The organism is Vibrio ulleungensis, from assembly GCF_016900875.1.
Classification (GTDB): Bacteria; Pseudomonadota; Gammaproteobacteria; order Enterobacterales; family Vibrionaceae; genus Vibrio; species Vibrio ulleungensis.
Genome location: NZ_JAFEUM010000003.1, coordinates 385,791 through 406,476 on the forward strand (window position 1 = coordinate 385,791; position 20,686 = coordinate 406,476).

Consider the following 20,686-nt stretch of genomic DNA (forward strand, 5'->3'; position numbering starts at 1 on the left):
GGTTAGAACAGTATGAAAAAAGGACCCAATGGGTCCTTTTTTTGTGTCTGTCGCAACGGCTATTTACGCTTTATTTTAAAGTGCTTTCGTTGCCATGCAGGGCGTTTTTTCCAGCTCCGAACAACGGAGTAGCGCCATACACCTCGAATTCCAAAATAGCCCATGGAACCAAACAGCAGGCCGCAGATTGCACAACCGAGTAAAAACGGAGGGCCAATGGTTGTTGCTTGCTCAATAAGAAAGTGCCACGAGAGTTCAAACCTAAATTCTTGATGAGGGGTTTGCATCACCCAAGCACCGACTTTATAGGCCAAGAAGAACATAACCGGCATGGTGATGGGATTGCTTATCCAGACTAAAGCGACCGCGAGTGGCAAGTTCACACCAAGAATAATCGCCATAGCAGCGGCAAATATCATCTGACTAGGGAGAGGCAGAAAACACATGAACAACCCGACAGCGAAAGCGCCCGAGGCGGAACGTCGATTTAAAACCCACAGGTTGGGGTTATATAGCACGTTCCCAAACACTTTAAGCGCCTTTTGGCGCTTAATGAGTTCGTGGTTGGGCATAAATCGTTTAAGTGTTTTTCTTGGCATTTGGGAAAATGACTCTTGTAACTAGCAACCTAAGTAGAGTGTTTTTTGTAATATCGATTATAGGAGTTTATTTCACTCCTGCTGTTCCTAACGTCTACTGGCTATTTCCCTTATTAGCCATTTGGATAATGTTGTTTTTGAGCATAAAAGGTCCGTGGGAACGCATTTTAATCACTGCCATAGTTTTAGCAATATGCAGTGCATTAGCGCAGTCAGTTCAATTTAAACGCCACAATCTTCAAGCCTCAAATTTGGATAGGAATATTACCATAACCGTAGAAATTGACAGCTATTTTAAGCAGAATCTGCATGGTGTCTCAGGTCTCGTCACAGTGCTTGGGGTAGGCGGAGTTCCGCTTTCATGGTGGCAGCAGTTTACGGTAGAGCTTTCTAGTGGGCAAAACCTGTTCGAAATGGACGAGGTGTGGACACTAACTGGGGAATTTAAACCCATTGTCGGTGTGCTCAATACGAAAGGCTTTGACCGTGAACGAGCGGCATTTCAGAAACAAATCGTTGCTAAATTTGTGGTCAACGACAGTGAACCAATGCGGTTATTGCATTGGGGCAGTTCTCGCTCGAGGCTGTTTGCAGCGTTTACGCAGCTCAGCCAACATTTTAATCACAATGCATTAATGAAGGCGCTTCTGTTTGGTGTTCGAGGCGATATTACTAGCGACAATTGGGATCGTATTGCGAAACACGGTTTGTCACATCTGTTTGCTATATCCGGTTTGCATATTGGTTTAGCGTTTGGCACGGGGTACTTCCTCGCGTGGTGTAGTGTACCGCTGTGTCGATTTCCATATTGGACACCTTATATGGTGGGCTTTGTCGCTGCGGTTTGCCTAGGCTATGTGTCAGGGCTTACGTTACCCACTCAGCGCGCTGTTCTAGCATTGTTGGTCATTGTATTATGGCGTTTGATTAGGTTAAAACTGCCTCCACTACGAGCCTTAGAGCTACTCTTTTATGTCGTGTTGATATGGCGCCCAAGCGAAGTGTTGGGAAGCACTCTTTGGCTTTCTTTTGGCGCTGTTTGGTTGATGATAATAAGTCGCTCATTTTGGCTTAGGCCTTCTTATTTTCATAGCTTGCTTCGATTACAGCTCTGCCTTGTGATCGGCTTGATGCCTTTAGGCTTGTTAGGATTTGGTGGTGCAAGCATCACAGGTATCATCACTAATTTGTTTGCTGTGCCATTGCTCAGTGCTGTGCTGATGCCTTTGTTGCTTGCGTCGCTGCTGTTAGTGCCAGCGACGTGGGTAGAGGTGAGCCTATTAGCTGATATTGCTTTTACCCTCTTGAATTGGTTTCTGGTGCTAACGGATTGGTGTCTTGCCTTTTTGCTTTATGTGATTTGGTGGCTGCCTGTGGTGTGGTGGGTACCGTTGTTGCCACTATTACCTATTTCTGCCGCTGTGTTTGGGCTTAGCTACCGACTCTCAACACCGTACCTAGCGATGCTCTGGTTGTGTTGCCTGCTCAGTCGCTCAACCGACGACAAAACGTTGATCACCGTAACTGTATTTGATGTTGGTCATGGTTTAGCGATGGCTGTCGTGACTGACGACATTATCGTGCTTTATGACACAGGCAATGCGTGGCAAAAAGGCAGTTACGCTGATTCGATAATCATACCTTTTGTTTACACCCACCACCGCGATAAACCTATTTGGCTCATTGTGAGTCACGATGATGCTGATCATTCTGCAGGAGCGGAACAAATTATCGAAGAGATCAAGCTTGAACGAGTTCTGTCACCCAGTGTCATGGTGGGGCGGTCGCCATGTGTTAAAGGTATAAATAAACGCATCGGTAGCACAAACATTGACGTTGTTTGGCCAACAATGACAAAAGTAAGAGCGTATAACCCAGATTCGTGCGTTGTGCGAATTTCTGTGGGTAAACAAAGCATTTTGCTTACTGGGGATATCGACAAACTGGCGGAATATTTGTTGATGCAACGAAGTACACCGGCTCAGTTACAGTCGGACATATTAAGTGTGCCACACCACGGCAGTGACAGTTCCTCAACGGAAAAACTATTGCGCTGGGTTAATCCGACATGGAGTGTTGCGGGCACTGACTTCAACGGCCGTTGGGGATTACCTAAAGCGTCGATAAAACAGCGATATCAAAATCACGGCAGTCACTGGCTTGATACGGGTACGTGCGGTGCAATCACACTGCGAGGCACTCATGTTGGCGATCATTGGTTGTGGGAATCAAGCAGCAAGCGAGACCATCAAGCATGGTATCGCGGTGTATTGCGCGACCAGTCGGTGCAAAGTGTTGCTTCTTGCTATAGGCAGTTGTCGCAATAACGAGTAGAATATTAAGTAACTAACTATTAAATAAAGCCTTCCTATGAGTACAGATCAAAACGAAACCACTTGGCATACATTCAAGCGTCTGTGGAGTTTTATCCGTTTATATAAAGCTGGATTGGTAGTCGCAAGTATCGCCTTAATTGTAAACGCTCTTGCAGATACTTACATGATCTCTCTCCTCAAACCTCTATTGGATGAGGGCTTTGGTGACGCAGAATCCAATTTTCTTAAAACATTGCCGTTTATCATCTTTGGCATGATGGCCATACGAGGTCTTAGTGGCTTTATATCGGCGTACTGCTTGAGCTGGGTGTCGGGTAATGTGGTGATGTTAATGCGCCGTCGTATTTTTAACCACTTCATGAGCATGCCGGTTACGTTTTTTGATAAAGAGTCTACAGGTGGATTGCTGTCTCGTATCACTTACGATTCGGAGCAAGTTGCCTCTGCAACCAGTAAAGCTTTGGTGAGTATCGTTCGTGAAGGGGTAAGTATAATTGCTCTGCTTGGCCTGATGTTTTACAACAGTTGGCAACTATCTTTGGTGCTATTGTTGGTGGCGCCTTTTGTGTCATGGGCGATTAGCATCGTTTCTGTTCGCTTTAGAAAGATCAGTAAAAACATGCAAGATGCAATGGGAGTAGTGACCTCGTCCGCTGAGCAGATGCTTAAGGGTCATAAGGTCGTACTGAGCTATGGTGGACAGGACGTTGAGAAAGAGCGCTTCGATAGCGTGAGCAACAAAATGCGTCAGCAAACCATGAAAATGGTTACCGCCCAAGCCGCAGCAAACCCAATTGTACAACTTATTGCTTCATTGGCTTTAGTGGCCGTGCTTTATCTTGCCAGTTTGGACCAAATTAGAGCAGAACTGTCTGCTGGTACCTTTACGGTTATATTCTCAGCGATGTTTGGCCTAATGAGACCACTACGCGCGCTTACCAGTGTTACTTCTGATTTCCAGCGCGGTATGGCAGCAACGCAAACCTTGTTAGGATTGATGGAGCTGGAAGCAGAAAAAGACGACGGGGACTACAGCGTCGAGCGTGCGAAAGGGCATGTTGAAGTCAAAGATGTAGTCTTTACCTATAGAGGTAAAGAAAAGCCAGCGCTCAATGGGGTGAGTTTTGATATCCCTATAGGAAAAACTGTGGCATTGGTTGGACGATCAGGATCGGGTAAAAGTACCATTGCTAATCTATTTACCCGTTTTTATGATGTAGACAGTGGCTCAATTGAGCTTGATAGCCGTGCTATCGAGCAGTATAAGCTGGCGAATCTAAGGCAGCAGTTTGCGTTGGTTTCGCAAAACGTCCACTTATTTAATGACACCATAGCCAACAACATTGCGTATGCGGCAACAGAAGTGTACAGCCGCGAACAAATTGAACATGCGGCCAAGCTAGCTCATGCCATGGAGTTTATTTCTGGGTTTGAAGATGGGCTTGACACCATCATCGGTGAAAATGGCGCGAACTTATCTGGCGGTCAACGTCAACGTATTGCGATCGCCCGAGCGTTGCTGCGCGATGCGCCGGTACTAATTCTAGATGAAGCCACCTCTGCTCTGGATACCGAATCTGAACGTGCAATACAAGCGGCATTAGATGAGTTGCAAAAAGACAAAACGGTGTTAGTCATTGCTCACCGCTTATCAACGATAGAGAGTGCGGATCAAATACTAGTGGTGGATGAGGGTGAGATTATTGAGCGCGGCACTCACGAGCAACTGATTGAGAAAGGTTCAGCCTACGCGCAATTGCATAAAATCCAATTTGGTGACTCATGACACTGATTGAGAAAATCTGGTTTAAGCAGCACTGGATGGGCATTGTCCTTTGGCCGCTGCTTAAGCCCGCTAGTCTCTTGTTTGGTTGGTTAGCGCAACGTAGAAAAAATGCCTACCTATTGGGCCGAAAAGTCAGCTATAGAGCGCCTATTCCTATTGTCGTTGTGGGCAATATATCTGTAGGCGGCAATGGTAAGACGCCAGTGGTTGTCATGCTGATTGAAATGCTCAAAGAGATGGGCTTTAAACCCGGCGTTGTGTCGCGTGGTTATGGTGGTAAAGCGAAGGCCTATCCGCTGTTAGTGAATGGCGATACCAATGCCATAGAATGTGGCGATGAACCAAAACTTATTGCCCAAAGAACGGCTGTCCCAGTCGCAGTTGATCCTAACCGGTCTAGTGCAGTACAAGCGTTGCTGCCTCAAAACGTGGATATTGTGGTCACCGATGACGGTTTACAGCATTACGCGCTTCAACGTGATCTGGAGCTGGTGATCATTGATGGTGAGCGCCGATTTGGTAATGAGCAGTTACTGCCGCTTGGGCCCCTACGAGAATCGGTTGCACGACTTGCGGATGTCGATTTTATTATCGCAAATGGTGAATCTTGCGAACCGTCTGAGCATAGCATGCAATTGAAGCCAAATTTAGCTGTTAACTTAGTGACTGGTGAAAGAGCCTCAGTCTCCCAATTGTCTCAATGCGTTGCTATAGCAGGGATTGGGCATCCTCCCCGATTTTTTAACACCCTTCGTCAATTAGACTGCGATCTGGTGTCCGAACACGGTTTTAGCGATCATTCGCCCATTAACGAACAGGATTTGGTAAGCTTAGTCGCTCAAGGTCAAACGCTTATAATGACAGAGAAAGACGCCGTGAAGTGCGCAGGTTTTGCGCATGATAACTGGTGGTACTTGCCCGTTGATGCCCAATTAGACCCTAAAGCGATGCAGTCGCTCACTCAACATTTACAACAGGTATTGAACAGATATGGATCATAGATTATTAGAAATTGTCGCTTGCCCAATGTGCAAAGGAAAGCTTACCTACGACAAAGATAAGCAAGAGTTAATCTGTAAATTTGACCGTTTAGCCTACCCAATCAAAGAAGGTATTCCCGTGTTGCTGGAGCCTGAAGCAAGGTTAATGTCTTTAGAAGAGGGCAAGTAATGAGCTTTACCGTCATAATCCCAGCGCGTTATCAGTCGAGTAGGCTACCGGGTAAGCCGTTGGCAGACATTGCGGGCAAACCGATGGTGGAATGGGTTCACGAGCAGGCTCTACAGGCTGGAGCCGAGCGAGTGGTTGTCGCGACAGATGACAAGCGTATTGCAGAAGTTGTTGAAGGGTTTGGCGGTGAAGTGTGTATCACCTCAGACAAACATGAGTCCGGAACTGAGCGCTTAGCTGAAGTGGTAAACAAGTTAGCCATTCCAGCGGATCATATTGTGGTTAATGTTCAGGGCGACGAGCCGCTCATTCCTCCGAAAATTATCGCGCAGGTTGCCAATAACCTAGCGCAAGCGCGAGCACCAATGGCCACATTAGGCGTTGCAATTGAGTCTGAAGAAGAAGCCTTTAACCCTAATGCGGTTAAAGTCGTTGCCGACGCCAATGGGTATGCACTCTACTTTAGTCGAGCGACGATCCCGTGGGATAGGGACACTTTTTCCAAAGGGCCTGCGCCATTACAGCAGCCGCTCATGCGCCATATTGGTATCTACGCTTATCGGGCTGGGTTTATCGAGCGCTATGTAAGTTGGGAGCCTTCTCAACTCGAAAAAATCGAGAGCTTAGAGCAACTTAGAGTGTTGTGGTATGGAGAACGTATCCATATAGAAATGGCCGAAATTGCTCCGCCGGCTGGCGTGGATACGGCAGAAGATCTCGAACACGTTCGTCAATTGCTCGCAAGCCGATAACGGCGTCGTTTTATCTGTTAAGGCTTCGTCACAGCAATGTTACGAAGCCTTTTCCTTTTGAGGCTAACCATACGTCGGAAAGTGACGGCGATCGCAATCAATGTAAAGCTATGTAAATGCGTATAATGCTTCATTTACTTGCCATGACATACCGATAGTATAGGCAATGGAAACAAGTAGTTATCAACTCTAGGAAGGAGTTGCAAATATACCGGGCAGGAAAGTCTGACGATCCTTTTGATTCCTTTTCAAACCTCCTTCCAGAGCATTCCGTATACACTAGTATAAAATCACATATGCAAGGCCTTTTCGGTACTTCGTTCACCGGTGTTTGGCCAAGGACAAGGATATAAGCATGTTAAGTCGACTCAAGCGACGTCACGCCATCGTTACCACGTTAGGCGTATTAGCCGTAATCGCAGTCACCGCCGGTGTTAGTTATTTTCTGTTGAATGGAGATGAACAGAAAAAAGGGCGCGGTCAAAAAAGCGATCCAGCGGCTAAGTTTGTGATAACCAGTGCCACAACAAAAGGCAATTGGCAGCCGATGCACCCTACTATTGGATTGGTTGAGCCAGCGCTGTATTTAGATGTACAGACAACGGTGACCGCCAAAGTGCAGCATATTCATGTGAAGCCAGGCGAGAAAGTAAAACAAGGTCAGCTGTTGCTGACATTGGACAGCAGCGATGCCGAGCGCGAATTGCGCCGTTTACAGGCGCAGCGCATGGAGTTGGCTGCAAATCAGAGCATTATGATACGCCAACAAGCACTGGACAAAGAGCTGCTCTCAATCAGCAAAAAACAGTTAGAAAATGCTAAAAAATCTCTAGAGCGGATGCAAATGCTCGACAGTAAAAACCTAGCGGCGAAGACTGAGCTAGAGGCCAAAGAAGACGAGTTTAACATTCGCAGTCAAAGTGTTGCGCAGGCAGAGTTTACTATCCGAAACCATGAAGCGTTACGTCAGCAAACTCAGGCGAGTTTGACTCAGCTTGATATTAGTATTGAAGCTCAGCAGTCGATGATTGAAAAGCACCGTTTTAACGCCGACTTTGACGGTGAAGTGGCCAACTTAGACTTAAAAGTAGGGCAGCAAGTGGGAGCGGGGCAGTCCCTGTTTACGTTATTTGACCGTAATGAATTGCTGTTTAAAACTCTGGTCGCTAGTGAACTTGCGTTAGAGGATGGCGCGGAAATTCAATACGCTGGCGTGCGCTATAGTCGTCTTCATACAGACCCTGTTCGCATGGCAAATTCAGCGGGTCAACGTGTCTGGTTTGGCTTTCAACAAGAAGAAAGGTTGCTAGGCAATTATGTCTACGCATCTTGGGTGTCACCTGCGGTCGAAAACAGTTTTCTGATCACCGACCGTGCTTTGCATGACTTTGATCGAGTTTACTATTTACAAGACATCGCCGACAGCGATGAGTTACATGAATACCGTCTAGTCGAAAGCCAGGTGACGCTTCACGGGACAACAGAGGTTAATGGTGAAGAGTACTGGGTGGCCACCTCAGAAACCCTACCCGACAACGCAAAACTGCTTTCTAGTCGACTACGCCCGTTGTACGCAGGTATAAAAGTGACCACGGTTAAACCAACCGCCGACGATGTAGAAGTTGAGAATGTAAAAATGGAGCGGGGTCGTGGCAACGGTCCAGGGCGAGGGTAATTGAGCATGATTAATTACTTTGTTAAGCATCGACTGGCTGCCAATATTTTTATGGTGGCATTGCTAGTCATGGGAATGGTGTCCGTTTTTCGGATGCCGACCAAACTTCTACCGGACGTTCAGTTTCCATTTATGTCGTTCTCAATTGAGTGGGAAGGGGCGACTTCGGAAATTGTTCTTAATGATGTTGCAAAGGAGCTAGGTAAAGAGCTCAAGCAAATCCAAGGAATAAAAACCGTCTATGCGACTGCCTATGACGATGGCATGTGGATGGGGGCGGTGGCGTCACTAAATGCTAACTTGGAAGAGGTTAAAAAAGACTTTCAAGATGCACTCGATAACTATGATTGGCCAACCGATGTCGACACCCCTACGTTAACCGTTGCTCAAAACAATGAGCCGGTAGGGATGGTGGTTCTTACTATGCCAGGTGATATCAACAACCTGCGTACTATAGTCGATAACGCAGTGGATGACCTTAATGACTTAGGCCTTACTGATATCACGGTTCAAGGATTTCCCGATACTGATATTTTGTGGAAACCTACGCTAGATACGTGGCTGTCTCTCTATACGACACCTCAAGCGTTATCCGTTGACCTACAACAAAAAACCTCTCGTACGGGTATTGGTTCGACCTCGACCCAGAGCTTAGAGATTGGGGTCAGTGCAGACCGCACTGCACAAATTAATCAGTTGTTGTTTGTGAACACACCTATTTATAAGTTACAACCGATTGAAGATTTGGCCAGTGGTCGTGGCAGTTTTTTTTACGGAGAGCAGCCCGCCATTGTCTTAGATATTCGCCGAACAGCAGAGCTAGGGACCCTACAAGCCGGTGAATTGATCACGCAATGGCAACAAGAGTTCACCGAGAGTATGCCAGAGAGTATTCAGGTTTACCCTTATCTATTTGCAGTTGATTTATTTGAAGGCCATGTAGACCTTTTGCTAGAAAATGCCTACTTAGGTCTTATCTTAGTTTTGGTTTCACTGCTTGTGCTGCTTAATGGTCGCGTTGCCTTTTGGACGGCCGCAGGGATCCCGGTTGCACTGATAGGTGCCTTTGCGTTGATCTTCTACTTCGATGGCAACCTCACCATGTTTAGTATCTTCGCCCTATTGATTGCGCTGGGCATCGTGGTGGATGACGCTATAGTAGTGAGCGAGCAGACCTTAACCAACGTCGATAAGGGGATGGAGCCGGAAGAAGCGGCCAGCCAAGCTGCGTCGCGAATGGTTGCACCCATTACAGCGGCTTCGTTAACGACCATTGCCGCTTTTGCACCGCTACTGTTCTTACCCGGTGCGTTTGGTGAAATAGTCCGCCCGATCCCTCTTGTAATGATCTGTGTGTTGGCAGCTTCTCTGTTTGAGTGTTTCTTCATTTTGCCAAATCATTTAAATCATTCTTTGGCGAAAAACTCGGGCAAAACACCTTCAAAATTTCGTACTAAAATCGACAGCGGTTTTATTTGGATCCGCGAGAAGCTGTTTCGCCGTTTTATCACTTGGGTGGTTACGCATCGTAAAATAACCATTAGCGCGGCGCTTGGTTTACTTGTGATCACTGGCAGCTTGGTATTGGGAAATCATGTAAAAATCAACGCTGAGCTGGAGATTGAAGGCAACGAGCTAGAGTTGACGATGACTTTTTATCCCGATACCAGTGAAGAGTCGATTTTGATTGCAGCAAATCAAGCAATTGAGACTCTAGAAAAGATCGATGCCGAGCAAGGTCCATTGCTCATGGACCACCTTTCTGAGCGCTCAGTAAGAGGCAACCGGATTAAGGTCTATGCGCTGCTTCATGACCGAAATGTGCGAAGCCTATCTAACCAGCAGTTGGCTAAGGTTTGGGTAGACGCTTTACCCGCAAACAGCGATGTCGACACTGTGGTGACCAGTGCAGATGCAGACAGTGAAGGCCGTGGCGGAATTAATGCTAAGCAGGTGGGTTTTCGCATTCAAGGTGATAACGTCGACGACTTAGTTAACGGTTTAAGCGACATGCGCAACGAAATGTCAAAGCTCGATTATCTTGACGGGCTAAGTGACAACATTCCACGCCAAATCTACCGTGTGACGCTAGAAGCCAATGTGTTGGCTAAAGAGATGGGCATGGACGACAATTACTTGCGTTCGCAGGTAAGCAGTTGGTTGAGTGACCAATCGATCGTTAAAGTATCTCGCGCCGATTCGATGAGTGAGTTTTTTATCGGTGTTGATGACGATGACAGCCGACGACTCGATTTTATTGAGCGACTCCCTGTCTTATCACCTGATGGCGTTTATCATAGTTTGGGCCAATTGGCGGAGAAAACTTATAAGGTGACACCAGAGAACATCAAGTTAGAAAACGGCATTATTAGTTTAAACTTGGCGGCGCAATTGGTGGATGAAACCTTAGACATTAACCAAGTTCAAAGAGAAGTCCAAGCCAGTATTATTGAGCCTATTGCAGCGAAGTACGGCTTGATCACCAAACGAAGTGAATCTAATCAGGAGTTGGAAGAGTTTACGGACGCATTGTGGTTTGCGACTCCTGTTGCCTTGTTGTTGATCTACTTAACGTTGGCGTGGGTGTTTCAAAGTTGGATTTGGCCAGTTGCTGTTGTGGTCGCTATACCGTTCGCCATAACAGGGGCCGTGCTTGGTCATTATATTATGGGATATGATCTCACTATTATGTCTGCGCTTGGTTTGTTTGGACTGGCCGGCATTGTCGTCAATGATTCCATCATACTTATTGATAGATTTAGACAGCTACTGGATGAAATGTCTGACGTTCGTGAAGCGGTAATTGAAGCCGCCTGCCAACGATTTAGAGCCGTTTTGTTGACAACCATCACGACAATGGTTGGGCTGATTCCATTGCTGTTCGAATCGTCTGTCGAAGCGCAGATCATTAAAACCATGGCAATTTCGCTGGTATTTGGTTTGGCGTATGGCACGGTTGTCGTGCTGGTGATCACGCCGAGTCTTATGACGCTAGTGAGACGTAAACCAAAGAATAAGCGACGTGAGCAAGAGAGTGAGCCCACGGACATTAAAGCCGTCGCGTAACTATTACTTAGACGCAATAAGGGCCTCCTCGGAGGCCCTTATTGGTTTATTTGAGTCCAACTAATCTCGCTAACCTGCTAAGGGCGTGCGAACGCCTATATCTCCAGCTTGGACAAATTCGATGAGTTCTTCATAGGTGAGTGGTTTAGAGAAATAGTACCCTTGGAATATATTACAACCAAGCTGGTGCAGCGCTTGGTATTGCTCGACGCTTTCAACGCCTTCAGCAACGGTGACTAAGTTAAGCTTATCCGCAATGGATACAATACCTTCCAACATCATATGGGCCCGTTGATTGACCAAGATGTCATCGATAAAACTCTTATCTATCTTTAACTCATCAATAGGCAAATTACGCAGTAGACTGAGGGATGAATACCCGGTACCAAAGTCATCGAGTGATATCTTAATACCTGTGGAACTGAGTCTGTTCAGCATGGTAGTGATTTCAGATACGTCCTCGATAAACACATTTTCGGTAACTTCGATGGTTAACTGGTCATAGCTAAAGTCTGGGAATTGCTCAATGGTGGATAGCAGTTCACTGTAAAAGGCAGGATGTTGAAGCTGTTTCACGGAGACATTGATGGCCAATCTAACTTTGAGGTGCAGTTGTCTATTGAGGTCAACAATACGGGTAATGGCATCGTGAAGCACCAGTTGGCCAATTTCGGTAATTTCGCCCGTGGCTTCGGCAATCGCAATGAATCTATCGGGAGAAACATTACCCAACTTTGGGTTACTCCATCGCACTAACGCTTCAACGCCAAAAAGCGTACCGTCTGCATTGAGTTGTGGTTGATACGCCAAATAAAACTCGTTTTTTTCTAATGCGCTTCTTAGCTCGTACTCAATCTTAGAGGCCCGCACATAAGTGTGCTTTATACTTGTGTCAAAGTAGGTAATTTTGCTGCGCTGCTTTTTGGACTGAAATAGCGCCATTTCCGCATAGTTGCGCACTTGATCTAAGGTAGTACCGGACCCCGGATAAAAGGCGACGCCAATACTAGTGGAAAGCTTGAAATGGTAATGCTGGATGGAGAGCTTAGTGCTGAGTTTTTGCTGGGCGCTTTTTACCAAAGCCTTTAGTTTTGCTAGGTCAGTTTCAAAACTGATCACAATAAACTCATCACTGCTGTAACGAACAATTATCTCGTCGTTATTAAATATTGAGATCAATCGAATAGAATACTCTTTAAGTACTTTATCGCCAGTCACATGGCCATAGTTGTCGTTGATAATTTTAAACTTATCGACATCTATAAGCAGCATTGCGAAATGCATCGACTTAGGCATCGATTTGAGTCTTCTTTGTAGGTAGAAACGATTGTGAAGCTGAGTAAGATAATCAATTTCGGCCTGTTTTCTTAATGCAGAACGTTTTGAACTTTCGTTTTTTTCAATGCTTCTAAATAGCCAATAGATTATGAACAGGGCGATAACTAAAATGAGTAGTGGTAGGTATGTTTTTTCAATTGTTTGCAGATGTATATGATCGATCTTAATTTCTGTCGAAAACCATAAATCGTATTCATTTAGAAAAATGCTAGTGCTAATACTTTGATTTTCGTCTTGATTTAAGCGATTTACCAGAACGTCTCCAGAATTCTTAACGGTGAGGTAACTCTTAGCACTGCTTGCTTCGAACTGAGCGATTGACCTATCGATGTCTTGCTGTGGAACTTGAAAACTGTATATTTGCCTATTTCTTCTAAGGCTAATTGGCGCTAACTGAAAATAGCGGTCAGCGTCTCGAAATATGTAACTGTCGAAGAGTTGCCACTCCTTCTCTTGTTCAACCACAAACTCAAAAAACTTATCAAAATTAAGCACTGACGAAACTACAAAAATGACGTCCCCTTTTTCATTTCTTACCGCCATTCTAATCGGGAGAATGAGTTGGTCTAGATGTTCTCGGTAATAGGTACGTCCTATCACCATGCTGTGACTATCAATAGTTCGCCTAAACGTTTCTTGGGTGTATGGATTGGTTAGTAGGTTAATACTGTCTAGCGCGTCGTTGGCGGTGTTGCTGGCATAGACCTTGCCATCGGGTTTCAGGACAACAAAGTCGAGCAAATAGTCGTCGGTTTCAATAGCGTTTTTAAGTATGCGATCGACTTGCGGCTTAGGGGGAACTTCATCGAATACTGCAAGCTCTGTAGAGAGGACTTTTAAAATTGTTTCATACTGTTGCAATTTGCCTTGCAAGGTTGTTGCTGTCAGTTTTGATAAACTGGTTTGCTCTAGTATTAGTTCGTCATAAAGGTTTTTGTAAGTATTATTGAGCAGCGACAATCCAATCACTAGCCAAAATGCTGCGATCAAAGAAAAGGCGGCCCAAATGTTATTCCTTACAAACGCCATATCACTCCTTAATACACCGTACTCTTAAAACTATACGACAAACAAAATATGGTTTGTTATAAAGAATTGAAAAACCCCCACTATTAGGTAGCTCTAATTTACTAAAGTGTGATCTAACCTACGTTGTAACTATTGCTGAATATATAGCAAGCAGCAAAGTGCGTGTTTATGCACTTATAGACTTATTTTCATTGTGGTTATTTGCGTTGCCAATTTTCCTTGATCAGCAATTATTTACACATTCTCCCATAGCACAGCTAAATAGTAAGCAGTAGCATTGCGTTTTGATTTCTAGCCAATCCAACACCCCTTTGAATAACTATTAACTAACAATGATAGTAAACGTTCGCTCTAGCAAGAGTTGCAAATTAACGTTTGACACAGGTAGAGCAAACCTTCTACCATTAGGTAAAGTAAACGTTCTACTAGAGGTGCTTATGCTCAATAAACAGATTGCAGAAAAGTTGGAACACGCGTTTAGTCAGCATGGTTTTGCCGAGCCCAGTGTGGCAACGTTACAAAAGTTAAGTGGTGTCAGCCTTAGAACCTTGTACAAGTACTATCCATCAAAAGAATCAATGATCGTTGCCGCGTTAACCAACCGCCATCAAAGGTATCTTTATTATTTTGCAAGTAGTTCAGAGTCTACTGGAGAGGCTTGGGTAACGTCCGCATTTGAACATTTGTCTGATTGGATGAAAAACAGCGCGCCACATGGGTGTCTGTCAATACAAGCGCTGGCAGCCTACCCCAATAATGTGCAGATTGCAGAGGCTGTGAAACAGCATAAGCGCGACATACAGCAACTGCTCGCCGAAAAAAGTGGGCATCCGGAACTGTCTGAACAATTGTTTCTACTGCATGAAGGGATCGCAAGCGGTTGGCCCATTGTAGGGGACTCAATCATTGCCTCTGCCAATAGAATGGTGGCGGATCTGTTTGTTCAATATTTAAAGCAACCTAAAGAGATTTAATAATGTCAATTCCGCAAAAAATGAAGGGTGTGCAGTTAGTCGGTCATGGTGGTGTCGAACAACTTGTCATTAACCCAAGTATTAATACGCCGCACCCGGCGGATGATGAGGTACTGATTAAAGTTTTAGCCGCGGCTGTAAATAATACTGACATCAATACCCGAATAGGTTGGTACTCAAAGAGTAAGGGCGATAGCTCTGACGCGTCATGGTCGGGTTCGGCGCTTCAATTTCCTCGCATTCAGGGCGCCGATGTATGCGGCATGATAGTAGCGGTTGGGAAGAATGTCGATGCGTCGAGAATCGGTGACCGCGTACTTGTTGAACCTTGTATTACCCGTTTCAATGGTCAAGACTTGGCGCAGCCTTACTATTTTGGATCGGAGTGTGATGGAGGGTTCGCGCAATACACAGTGGTCGACTCTAAACACGCCTACGCAGTTAAAAGCAGCTTGACGGATGTCGAACTGGCGTCTTTTCCCTGTTCGTACTCGACAGCAGAAAACATGCTAACAAGGGCGAACGTTTGCGCCACTGACACAGTATTGATCTCCGGTGCATCAGGTGGTGTGGGGTCTGCAGCCGTGCAACTGGCTAAAGCGAGAGGCGCCAAAATTATCGCAATTTGTGGTTCTGAAAAGAAAGATCAGTTGTTGGGATATGGTGCTGATGAGGTAATAGCGCGAGGCGCAAACCTTGTTGACTCATTAGGTGAGAACAGCGTTGATGTGGTGATAGATCTGGTTGCAGGTAAGCAGTGGCCAGAGTTTCTACAGTTGCTTAAACCAAAAGGGCGATATGCAGTAGCGGGAGCGATTGGTGGGGCCCATGTCGAACTGGATGTGAGAAGCCTATACCTAAAAGACCTTAGCTTTTTTGGTTGCACTGTTTTAGAACCGCAGGTATTTGAGAATTTAGTGACTCATATCGAGCAGCAAAATATTCGACCAATGGTGTCTCAATGGTATTTACTGGACGACATTGCTGGGGCACAACAACGGTTTTTAGAAAAGGGACATGTGGGCAAGATTGTCTTAGTCATACCATAGTAGTTCAAGCCCTTCTCGCCATCGCGAGAAGGGTGATTGTTTAAATACCAGACATGGTGTCTGTTCGTTTTGGACAGGTACCGATTATCTCTCTTCTACCTGTCTCCTTTACTTCTTCAAGTACGACATCGAAGCCCCACAAACGATGCAAGTGCTTGAGCACTTCTTCAGAACTTTCATCTAGTGGGATCCTGTTGTGTGGTACGTGTTGCAGTGTCAGTGACCGATCGCCACGAACATCGACATTCCATACTTGAATATTTGGCTCTAAGTTGCTGAGATTATATTGCGCCGCGAGTTTCTCTCGAATTAATTGATAACCCATGTCGTCGTGTATAGCACTAACTTGAATATGATTTTTCCGATCGTCGTCCAAGATGGAAAATAGTTTGAATTCTCGAATGAGCTTTGGCGATAAATATTGTGCAATAAAGCTCTCATCTTTGAAGTTATGCATCGCAAAATGAGCGGCTTCGAGCCAATCACTGCCTGCTAACTCTGGAAACCATTCTTTATCTTCTTCGGTAGGGTTTTCACATATGCGGCGAATGTCTTGAAACATGGCGAACCCTAATGCATATGGATTGATCCCACTAAAGTACGGGCTATTGTAAGCCGGTTGCGCGACAACGCTGGTGTGGCTATGCAAAAACTCCAGCATAAATTTATCGGTAACCAGACCTTCGTCGTAGAGATGATTCAAAATCGTGTAATGCCAAAACGTTGCCCAGCCTTCATTCATTACCTGGGTCTGTTTTTGAGGGTAGAAATATTGACTTACTTTACGGACAATTCGCACGATTTCACGTTGCCAAGACTCCAATAGTGGCGCGTTTTTCTCAATAAAGTACAGGATGTTTTCTTGTGGCTCACTAGGAAACCGGACTTTCTCGACATGCTCTTTTTGTTTGCTTTGCGGAACCGTTCGCCATAGTTCATTGACCTGAGACTGCAAGTAACGCTCTCTTTCTTGTTGACGTTGCGTCTCTTCTGCAATGGATATTTTTTCTGGTCGCTTGTAGCGGTCAACGCCGTAGTTCATTAGCGCGTGACACGAATCTAAAAGCGCTTCAACTTCTTCCACGCCATGCTTTTCTTCGCATTGCATTATGTAATTTCGTGCAAACAATAAGTAGTCAATGATGGAAGAAGCATCAGTCCAAGTTTGAAACAGGTAGTTGCCCTTGAAAAATGAATTGTGGCCATAACACGCGTGAGCCATCACTAGCGCTTGCATTGTGACTGTGTTCTCTTCCATCAAATAGGCAATACATGGGCTAGAATTAATCACGATCTCGTAAGCGAGACCCATTTGACCGTGTTTGTAATTTTGCTCGGTTTGGATAAAGCGTTTACCAAAAGACCAGTGATGATAATTTATTGGCATTCCTACGCTAGAGTACGCGTCCATCATCTGTTCTGAGGTGATCACCTCGATCTGATTGGGGTAGGTATCTAATTTATAGTGTTTAGCTACCCGTTTAATTTGCTGGTGATACTCTTCCAACATATCAAACGTCCAATCTGGACCGTCGCAAAGTGGTTTGGTTGTCACAGTCATTGCGCCTCCTAGCTCACTTCTTTTTTAAACAGTTCCCTAAATACTGGGAAAATGTCTTCTACAGAGCGAATGTTTTTCATGGCGAAATTGTCAAACTCACTGCCCAATTTGTCATACTCGTGCCAAAGGGTTTGGTGGCTTCGTCGAGTGATTTCTATATAGGAATAGTATTGGCACCGTGGCAGCAACTTTTGCTCCAACAACTCCTTACAGCGAGGTGAATCATCTGCCCAGTTATCGCCATCTGAGGCTTGCGCTGCGTAGATGTTCCACTGCGCAGTTGGATAGCGCTTTTCAATGATTTCATCCATCATTTTGAGGGCGCTGGATACAATGGTTCCCCCGGTTTCTTGCGAGTAGAAAAACTCGTGCTCATCAACTTCTTTGGCTTGAGTATGGTGACGTATAAAAACCACATCGACGTTCTCATAGGTACGGTTTAAAAATAGATAGAGCAGTACATAAAAGCGTTTGGCGATGTCTTTAGTCGCCTGATCCATCGACCCTGATACATCCATTAAGCAAAACATCACCGCTTGGCTTGAAGGGATTGGGCGTTTCTCGTAATTTTTAAAGCGTAGATCGAAGGTATCAATAAACGGCACCGCTTCAATTTTTTTGCGTAGCGCGGCTATTTCGTCTTTTATACGTTTTTCTTCTAGTGGAAGCGCTGGCTCTTGACGATGTATGCGTTCCAATTCTTGTTCAAGTTCATTCAATAGACGTTTCTTCCCGGCCGTCATAGCAGTACGCCGAGCTAATGATTGCTGTAGCGAACGGACTATGGATATGTTGGCGGGCACGCCCGCTGTCTGATAACCAGAGCGGTGGGTTTCCCATTCAGTGACTTTTGCTATTTGAGTTTTCTCTAGATTTGGAAGAGCCAAATCTTCAAACAACATGTCTAAGTATTCGTCTTTCGATATCTGAAAAACAAACTCGTCTTCACCCTCTCCATCAGGGCTAGCGTCACCTTGTCCTGAGCCACCTTGACCACCTCCACCTTTAGGACGTTCTATTTGGTCTCCGGTGACGAATTGGTCGTTGCCTGGATGAACGCGTTCTTTAACGCCGCCTTTACCCTGGTGAAATGTAGGCTCGGTAAGATCACGAGAAGGAATCGATACATCCTCGCCACTTTGCGTGTCGGTGATTGAGCGGCGATTGACTGCATCAGATACCGAGTCTTTGATGCGCTCTTTGTGGCGGCGCAAAAATCGCTGGCGATTCACAGTACTTTTGTTCTTACTGTTTAAGCGCCTGTCTATAAATTGGGCCATATGTCACTCCTGCAGAGCCGTATTACACTGTTCGTGCATGAAATACAGCTCTGTTTGTTACTTCTAGCTCTAGTCGTTTTACGCAATTTTGTCTTAAGAAGACTTACGAACGCGCAAATACCACTCCGACAGCAGTCTAACTTGTTTCTCGGTGTACCCTTTCTCCATCATGCGTGCCACAAAGTCGTCGTGCTTTTTCTGATCATCACTCGAGGTTTTGGCATTGAATGAAATGACCGGCAATAACTCTTCGGTGTTAGAGAACATTTTCTTCTCAATAACCGTGCGCAGTTTTTCATAACTGGTCCAAACTGGGTTATTGCCATTGTTATTGGCTCGCGCGCGCAGCACAAAGTTAACAATTTCATTTCTGAAATCTTTAGGGTTACTGATACCGGCTGTTTTTTCTATTTTCTCAAGTTCATCATTAAGTGACGCTCGATCAAACAGTTGGCCGGTCTCGGGGTCGCGATATTCCTGATCTTGGATCCAGAAGTCAGCATAAGTGACGTAGCGGTCAAAAATGTTTTGCCCATACTCCGAGTAAGATTCGAGATAAGCGGTTTGAATCTCCTTGCCAATAAATTCGACATAGCGAGGCACCAAGAAACCTTTTAGGAACTCTAGGTATCTGTCGTGAACTTCTTGCGGGAACTGTTCACGCTCTATCTGTTGTTCTAGAACGTAAAACAAGTGCACTGGGTTCGCGGCAACCTCGGTGTGATCGAAGTTAAATACTCTTGAAAGGATCTTAAAGGCAAAACGTGTAGACAGGCCGTCCATGCCTTCATCGACGCCGGCAAAGTCTTTGTACTCTTGGTGACTTTTCGCTTTTGGATCCGTGTCTTTAAGTGTTTCACCATCATAGACGCGCATTTTTGAAAACAGTGAAGAGTTTTCGGGATCTTTAAGCCTTGAAAGGACACTAAATTGCGCCAGCATTTCTAACGTGCTTGGCGCGCATGGCGCCGACGTCAATTCACTGCTAATGAGCAGCTTTTCGTAAATTTTAACTTCTTCAGAAACACGTAAGCAGTAGGGCACTTTAACAATATAGACCCGATCCAAGAACGCTTCGTTATTTTTGTTGTTGCGGAAGGTTTGCCACTCAGACTCATTACTGTGAGCCAGAATCATGCCATCAAAGGGAAGGGCTGATAGACCTTCGGTACCGTTATAGTTGCCTTCCTGAGTGGCTGTCAAAAGAGGATGAAGTACTTTGATAGGTGCTTTAAACATTTCGACAAATTCCATCAAGCCTTGGTTGGCTCGGCACAATGCGCCAGAATAGCTATACGCATCGGGATCATCTTGTGCAAAGTGTTCCAGCTTACGAATATCGACTTTACCTACTAGTGAGGAAATATCCTGGTTGTTCTCATCGCCAGGCTCTGTTTTGGCAACACCAAGTTGATGAAGAATCGAAGGACGGATTTTAACAACTCTAAATCGGGTAATATCCCCACCAAAATCTTGCAATCTTTTTGCCGCCCAAGGAGACATTATCGAGCGCAAGTAGCGCCGTTCGATACCGTACTCAGAGCGTAATAGTTCGCCGTCTTCATTGACGTCAAATAAGCAAAATGGGTGATCATTGACTGGGCTTCGTACACCGTCAGCACTAAGTACATAAATGGGCTGAAGCTGCATTAACGCTTTGAGTTTTTCCGCCAGCGATGACTTACCACCGCCCACAGGACCGAGCAAATAAAGAATTTGTTTGCGCTCTTCTAGCCCTTGGGCCGCATGTTTAAGGTAGGAAACGATTTGTTCGATGGCTTCTTCCATGCCATAAAACTCAGCAAAAGGTTTATATTGAGAAATGATTCGATTGGAGAAAATACGACTCAAACGTGGATCTTTCGAGGTATCAATTACTTCCGGTTCACCAATGGCCAATAGTAGTCGTTCGGCAGCATTAGCGTATGCGGCTTTGTCATCTTTACAAATATCGAGGAACTCTTGGATAGAAAGCTCTTCTTCCTTGGCAGCTTCGTAGCGTGCCTGATAATGGTCGAAAATTGACATGTGCGCCCCCTCAATTAAACATCATCAAACTCAACATCACACT

At 45.3% G+C, this 20,686-nt stretch carries 14 protein-coding genes; 9 read left to right on the top strand and 5 right to left on the bottom strand.

The features are described 5' to 3' along the window. Positions 1-59: 59 nt before the first annotated feature. Complete coding sequence (locus tag JQC93_RS10390; protein ID WP_205158360.1) at positions 60-599, bottom strand: DUF2062 domain-containing protein; 540 nt, start codon at positions 597-599, stop codon at positions 60-62. 8 nt (positions 600-607) lie between these two features. Between JQC93_RS10390 and JQC93_RS10395 the strand changes: the two genes are divergently transcribed. The 7 genes from JQC93_RS10395 (at position 608) to JQC93_RS10425 (ending at position 11,384) form a co-directional block, all read left to right on the top strand. Continuing rightward, complete coding sequence (locus JQC93_RS10395) at positions 608-2,926, top strand: DNA internalization-related competence protein ComEC/Rec2 (protein WP_328833591.1); 2,319 nt, start codon at positions 608-610, stop codon at positions 2,924-2,926. A 43-nt stretch (positions 2,927-2,969) separates the two neighbouring features. Next, positions 2,970-4,721, top strand: coding sequence for a lipid A ABC transporter ATP-binding protein/permease MsbA (msbA, locus tag JQC93_RS10400; RefSeq protein WP_205158362.1), 1,752 nt, complete (start codon positions 2,970-2,972; stop codon positions 4,719-4,721). 2 nt (positions 4,722-4,723) lie between these two features. Continuing rightward, on the top strand, positions 4,724-5,722 hold the full coding sequence (lpxK, locus tag JQC93_RS10405) for a tetraacyldisaccharide 4'-kinase (RefSeq protein ID WP_205158465.1): 999 nt from the start codon (positions 4,724-4,726) through the stop codon (positions 5,720-5,722). Beyond that, positions 5,712-5,891 carry a Trm112 family protein gene (locus JQC93_RS10410; RefSeq protein ID WP_084885722.1) on the top strand — a complete coding sequence of 60 codons (180 nt, stop codon included), beginning with the start codon at positions 5,712-5,714 and terminating at the stop codon, positions 5,889-5,891. Before lpxK ends, JQC93_RS10410 begins: the two co-directional genes overlap by 11 nt. Then, entirely contained in the window at positions 5,891-6,643 is a 753-nt protein-coding gene (kdsB, locus tag JQC93_RS10415; protein ID WP_205158363.1) for a 3-deoxy-manno-octulosonate cytidylyltransferase, read from the top strand. The genes JQC93_RS10410 and kdsB overlap by 1 nt, the downstream gene beginning before the upstream one ends. A 355-nt stretch (positions 6,644-6,998) precedes the next feature. Then, positions 6,999-8,318, top strand: a complete 1,320-nt coding sequence (locus tag JQC93_RS10420; protein ID WP_205158364.1) for an HlyD family efflux transporter periplasmic adaptor subunit — start codon at positions 6,999-7,001, stop codon at positions 8,316-8,318. Positions 8,319-8,324: 6 nt separating this feature from the next. Continuing rightward, positions 8,325-11,384 (top strand): efflux RND transporter permease subunit, encoded by a 3,060-nt coding sequence (locus JQC93_RS10425; RefSeq protein WP_205158365.1) that lies wholly within the window; start codon positions 8,325-8,327, stop codon positions 11,382-11,384. A 69-nt stretch (positions 11,385-11,453) separates the two neighbouring features. Here the strand turns inward: JQC93_RS10425 and JQC93_RS10430 are convergent, their stop codons facing one another. Then, complete coding sequence (locus JQC93_RS10430) at positions 11,454-13,751, bottom strand: bifunctional diguanylate cyclase/phosphodiesterase (RefSeq protein ID WP_205158366.1); 2,298 nt, start codon at positions 13,749-13,751, stop codon at positions 11,454-11,456. Positions 13,752-14,188: 437 nt separating this feature from the next. On the opposite strand from JQC93_RS10430, the gene JQC93_RS10435 reads away from it, so the two are divergent. After that, complete coding sequence (locus JQC93_RS10435; RefSeq protein WP_205158367.1) at positions 14,189-14,725, top strand: TetR/AcrR family transcriptional regulator; 537 nt, start codon at positions 14,189-14,191, stop codon at positions 14,723-14,725. 2 nt (positions 14,726-14,727) lie between these two features. Further along, positions 14,728-15,774, top strand: a complete 1,047-nt coding sequence (locus JQC93_RS10440) for an alcohol dehydrogenase family protein (RefSeq protein ID WP_205158368.1) — start codon at positions 14,728-14,730, stop codon at positions 15,772-15,774. 40 nt (positions 15,775-15,814) lie between these two features. On the opposite strand, the gene JQC93_RS10445 is transcribed toward JQC93_RS10440, so the two are convergent. From JQC93_RS10445 to JQC93_RS10455, 3 genes are all read right to left on the bottom strand, one after another. Then, a complete protein-coding gene (locus JQC93_RS10445; protein ID WP_205158369.1) occupies positions 15,815-17,335 on the bottom strand; it encodes a SpoVR family protein in 1,521 nt (506 codons plus the stop codon). An 8-nt stretch (positions 17,336-17,343) separates the two neighbouring features. Then, positions 17,344-18,615: a YeaH/YhbH family protein gene (locus tag JQC93_RS10450; RefSeq protein ID WP_205158370.1), complete on the bottom strand. Its 1,272-nt coding sequence runs from the start codon at positions 18,613-18,615 to the stop codon at positions 17,344-17,346. A gap of 93 nt (positions 18,616-18,708) precedes the next feature. Beyond that, positions 18,709-20,643 carry a PrkA family serine protein kinase gene (locus JQC93_RS10455; RefSeq protein WP_205158371.1) on the bottom strand — a complete coding sequence of 645 codons (1,935 nt, stop codon included), beginning with the start codon at positions 20,641-20,643 and terminating at the stop codon, positions 18,709-18,711. Positions 20,644-20,686: the final 43 nt, after the last annotated feature.